This window comes from Cupriavidus sp. CuC1, assembly GCF_044627735.1.
GTDB lineage: Bacteria > Pseudomonadota > Gammaproteobacteria > Burkholderiales > Burkholderiaceae > Cupriavidus > Cupriavidus ulmosensis.
Window position 1 is genome coordinate 1 of sequence record NZ_JBIUHC010000299.1, and the last position, 4,707, is coordinate 4,707.

The 4,707-nt window shown below is 59.5% G+C and carries 2 protein-coding genes; one reads left to right on the top strand and one right to left on the bottom strand.

Features of this window, described 5'->3' with window-relative positions; all coding sequences use genetic code 11:
* Positions 1-22: 22 nt before the first annotated feature.
* Positions 23-3,010, bottom strand: a complete 2,988-nt coding sequence (locus ACGLHR_RS50605; RefSeq protein WP_400103535.1) for a Tn3 family transposase — start codon at positions 3,008-3,010, stop codon at positions 23-25.
* Positions 3,011-3,465: 455 nt separating this feature from the next.
* Between ACGLHR_RS50605 and ACGLHR_RS50610 the strand changes: the two genes are divergently transcribed.
* Positions 3,466-4,593, top strand: a complete 1,128-nt coding sequence (locus ACGLHR_RS50610) for a molecular chaperone DnaJ (protein WP_400103534.1) — start codon at positions 3,466-3,468, stop codon at positions 4,591-4,593.
* Positions 4,594-4,707 lie beyond the last annotated feature (114 nt).

Genomic DNA, 4,707 nt, shown 5'->3' on the forward strand with positions numbered 1-4,707 from the left:
TAAAAAATCCGCCACATCTCCGCTAAGCGGCTGATTTGAAAAGAAAATCGATCGTTGGATCGAGTGGCGGAGCCCGTCTCTGGAGGTCCAGCAGGTAGTCCCCGAGCCGATTGATATGCTCGCGCTGGTAAGGGGAAAGCACCTTCAGCACCTCGGCATCAACGGGATGTCCCTTCTCCTGCAGTTCCTTGAGCTTGCGCGACATCCACTGGACGTTGTAGAGGATGACCATGTTGGCGACGAGATGGTTGTACTTGATGACCTTGCGCTGCTCGTGCCGCACGTTTTCGGCAATGGTACCGTCCCCGCCGAACATCAGCCACTGGGCGAAGTCATTGAACTGCTCGCTCTTGTTCGTCGCCGCGTGAATCGTGCGACGCAGCTCCGGCTCGTTCAGGTACTTCAGCAGGAACAGCGTGCGGACGACGCGGCCGAGTTCGCGGAATGCAAAGTACAGCTTGTTCTTGGCACTTGCTGAGCCCAGCCGCCGCAGGATGGTCGACGGCGTCATTGTCCCGGCTTTGATCGAGACCGCCACCCGCAGCATGTCGGGATAGTGGCGCTGAATCAGATTCCAGTCGATGGACTGGCGGCAGAGGGACTCGATGTGAGCGTATTTCCGGCGCCGATCCGCCTTGAACAGCACCAGTCCCTTGATATTGCGCATGCGCGGCATTAGGTTGATGCCCAGCAGGTAGGACAGACCAAACACCGGCCCGCTTTGCGCCTGGGTGTCGCCATGAATGGTGTCGGGCTGGATGTCGGAGCCATTGTGGATCAGCCCGTCCAGGATGTACACGGCCTCATGCACGCCGCATGGGATGAAGTTGCTGAAGGGCGCGATGTACATGTCGGACACGTGATAGTAGCCGATCCCGCCATACCCGCCGTAGCGGATGTGGTACTCCGACAGCAGGTTCTGCTCGTACAGGCTCCACTTGGTGCCGTCGGCAGACACGCGCTTGCCGCGGCCCCAGTATTTTGGTAGCGCGAACTGGTTGTAGGCGTTGATGACCTTCACGATCGCCTTGTCGAGCCGCTCTTCCGTGATGTGATGCAGATTCAGCCAGGCAATTTGCTTGCGGCTCAGCCCCTTGACGGAACGGGCCGTCTGGCTGGGCCCGAGGTTGCAGCCGTAGCAGAACAGCGTGCTGATAAAGCGCTTGCGCGGCTCGTCAAGCTTGGCATCGAACCCGGACAGCGGCCCGAACAGCTTGTGCAGGTCCAGCCATTGCTCGGTTTCGGTCAATACGTCCAAGATACTGATTTGCGGCATCGATGCCGTGATGGCCTGGTCGATCAGCGTCTTGTTCGGCGGCTCCGGCTCCTTGCCCGGCTTGTGGATGATCAGGCCTTGTTCACCAAACTCGATACTGTCGTTCGCCGGGAAATTGGTGTCTACCTCATCAAGCGCGGTGCTGAGCTTATCCCGCAGCGTTTTGACGAAGCTCTTGCCATCAGACGGCAAGCCGACGATCTCACAGTAGCGCGGCAGCTCCCGCAGAAACTCCTCTTGCGAGACCTGATGCACGCGGAAATCGTCAAAGCGATCGCTGCCTTCGACGTACAGGTCGCCGGAGTTCAGTTCCTGCATCAACTGGTGGAACACGCACAGCTCGAAGTACCGGCGATGCAGAAGCCGCGAATTCCGGCCATCCGGGAAGATGGCTTTGTTCCACTTGTCGGGAATCCAGTCGAGAGGCAGGTTGGCGAATTCCGCCTCGGTGAGTTGCAGATACTCGCGGGGCGAGGTTCGATAGCCCTGCATCCAGGCCAGCGCCACCAGGATCGCCTTGTCCTGAGAACTGGAGCACAGCGGCAGCACCTCAACGCACTGAAACAGCAAGGAGCGCTGCTGGCGATATGGTTGCAACATGAACGGCAGATCAAAGTTGCCAGCATAGGCGATATGCTCGTTGCAGCGGGCGAGCGCGCCGGCGGCATCGTTGCCGAGCACTTCTCGCACTTTCTGGAGACGGAAGATGTCAGCAATGCCGTCGTCCTGCAGAACCTGCAGCACGTCGCGGAACTGGCTGACCAGGCCTTCCAGCGCGTCGGCATGCGCGAGCTGATATTGCTGCAGCCGACTCTTGGCGATGGGCTCGAATTTGCGCATCACCTTGATGAAAATCTCCGCCACATCGTCAAGCGCCTTCTGCAGTTGCGCCTGAATGAAGAGCATCGCCAGGGTGTAGCGCTTGACGGGCTTGAGTGCGCGCAACTTGGTGATGTCCAGTGCCCGCGCCTCCGTGATCAATTGTGCTCGCTTGGTGATCGAAAGCATCGACGGCGCTGGCGGCAAGCCATCGGCCAGCTTGCGCAAGCTATGAATATGCTTCAGAAAGCTCGCGATCTTGCGCGTGGCCGGACGCTTGGGCTCGCGTTTGAGCTGGTCCCAGCCGGACTTGCCGGTCTGACCGTCAAACAGCGCATCGATGCGGGCCTTCAGCGCGTCATCAAGCGCCCCCGTGATGGCGCGAAAGATCGCTTCGTTGAGCCGGGCCCTGGCCTGTGCCGCCGTCCGCTGCAGACCCGCCAGCGGTGGCAATTCGTACCGCTTCCGGATCAGCTCCTCGATCAGCACATTGACGATATCCGGCAGTTCCGCCTTGGTCCGTGCGGCATCGGCCGCCAGGGACGCCAGCCATTTCTGCGCGTTGGCGTCCACCTGCCGGATGCCAACATAGGCGCGCAACAACTTCTGATGCCGGGCGCGCGTGCCCGAAACATCGTAGCGCGCCACCACCGCACGCGACAGCGGGCGGGCCTGCAGAGCCGCCCCAATGTGCTCGATCACGGCAGCCGGCACATCGGCCAGCATCGGGAAGTAACTAAGGCGCTGCAGCAATTTGAGCTGAACAAGAATCAGGACTGAGGTCGAAGGCTGGCGTGCCTGGCTGCGCGCGAAGCGGATCTCCGCGGCAGTTGGCGTGAACGCGGTCTTCAGTTCAACAATGGTGGGCTCTTCGCGCCGCCGGCGTCGGGCGAACTCCGCAAGCTGACGGCGGATATCGCCGATCACGCTGCGCGCCGTGCGGCCTGTTCCCAGCGCGTCGGGGAAATACCGTTCGACCGCCTGCCGCGATGATGCACCTGCGTACCAGGCACACAGAGCGGCCAGGGAAGCCGTGTCGGGGAAATCGGATGGGATGGAAGAGTCTGGCATCGAGCGTCGATTGGAGCGCGATAAGTCCTATCTGACGGTGGTCAAGCGGCGTGCCGCAGGTGAGGTGCAAATCGCAAGACGGCAGTTTGCCAGAACAATGTGCCCATATCGCTAAGACCGGTTATCGATATAGGGCTAATGTAAACGATACGCGTTGGTGCAAACTGCTTGCCACCGCATGCATGTGGAGCATGAGCGTGCGCGGTGCGCAGACGTTTTCCGGACATGGATGCGTGCCGCGCATCCGCTAAAATACCCTCTGCCTACGTTTCCCGCCTCATTCATAGGACACGCATCCCATGACCAGGACAAACCTCAAGTCCGTCAGCATTGCCCCCGGCCTCAACAGGCCGATCCTGTCGAAAGGACAGAAGGCGTTCAATGCGCTAATCAAGCAACTCGAAAAGCGACGCGCGCGGCTGGGCGCATGGGAAGCAGTGACCCCAGCTTTCCAGCAAAAATACAACAGCACATTGCTGCCTCTCGAACAAACCTATACGGACTTGCAAATCAGAATGGTGCATTGCCTGGACCAGGTCCACGGCCAGAAGGGATTGACCAAGTCGGAGCGACACAAGATCGCACGCCTCATTCCCGAGTTGGCTGGTGACCTGGTAGCCGAGCGTGACGATACAGAGTTGAAGGCGATCTACAACAGATACAGCCAGTCCGACTACGACAGCGAAGCGGCCGCCGAGCTTGAGGACATGAAATCGGCGCTGGAAGCCATGCTCGGTGTCGAACTGGGCGACAACCTGGACATGAGCTCACCAGAAGAGGTGCTGCAGCGCGCTCACGCGCAGGTACAACAGAGGCAGGCGAAAGAAGACGCCGATCACCGGGCGCGGGAAGAACGTCGCACCGAACGGAAAAAGTCACCCAGGCAGATCGCGGCGGAAGCGCGGGCGCACGCGGAACAAGCCCAGATCAGCCTTTCCATCCGCGAAATCTACCGCAAACTGGCCAGCGCCCTGCATCCTGACCGCGAAACCGATCCGCTGGAGCGGGACCGGAAAACCGCGCTGATGCAGCGTGTCAATCAGGCCTACAGCAAGAACAACCTGTTGCAACTGCTAGAGCTACAACTCGAACTGGAGCACATCGACCAGAGCGCGATCAATAGCATCAGTGAAGACCGGCTCAGGCACTATAACAAGATCCTGAAGGGGCAACTGCGCGAACTGGACCACGAAATTGGACATGTCGAAACCGGCTTCCGGCTCAGTTATGGCATTCCTCCTTTCGTTGAACTGTCGCCCAGCACAATCATGCGCAATCTTGCCAGTGAAATCGTCGGCCTCCAACAGAGCGTACGCGACCTTGAAGAAGATTTGCTCGTGTTCGACGACATCAAGAAGTTCAAGGCCTGGCTGAAGAACTTGCGGTACCGACCGCCGGTACCTGAATTCGAGGAGATGCCGTTTTGATGGCCGCCGCCGCGCTCGCGCTGACTTCACTCGCCACGAGTGCCATGAAATTAGCGCGCACGGTAGATTTTGTATTTAGATCAGCCACTTAGCGGAGATGTGGCGGATTTTTTG

Bases quoted from the DNA above. Each gene is read 5' to 3' on its own strand.
- ACGLHR_RS50610 (WP_400103534.1), top strand. From the start codon at position 3,466: ATGACCAGGACAAACCTCAAGTCCGTCAGCATTGCCCCCGGCCTCAAC.